Origin of the sequence: Allobosea sp. ASV33 (assembly GCF_016428755.1) — a bacterium.
GTDB lineage: Bacteria > Pseudomonadota > Alphaproteobacteria > Rhizobiales > Beijerinckiaceae > Allobosea.
On the sequence record NZ_JAELTI010000288.1, the window covers coordinates 1 to 316 of the forward strand.

Here is a 316-nt window from a genome sequence, read left to right on the forward strand (position 1 = left end):
CTATATCGAGCGCACGATGAATTTCGGCCTGTCGCGCGAGGAGCTGCAGTCGGGCCGTCCGATCATCGGCATCGCGCAGACCGGCTCCGACATCGCGCCTTGCAACCGCCACCATATCGAGCTGGCCCTGTCTCTTATACACATCTCCGAGCCCACGAGACTCTAGGCGCGATCTCGTATGCCGTCTTGTGCTTGAAAAAAGGGGGGGGGGGGGGGGGGGGGGGGGGGGGGGGGGGGGGGGGGGGGGGGGGGGGGGGGGGGGGGGGGGGGGGGGGGGGGGGGGGGGGGGGGGGGGGGGGGGGGGGGGGGGGGGGGG

General features: G+C 74.1%; 1 protein-coding gene. It reads right to left on the reverse strand.

Annotation, left to right across the window (positions count from 1 at the left end; translation table 11 throughout):
- Positions 1 to 134: 134 nt before the first annotated feature.
- Positions 135 to 316 (reverse strand): hypothetical protein (locus tag JHD80_RS27630; RefSeq protein WP_199093806.1); only part of this gene is annotated, 182 nt, incomplete at its 5' end.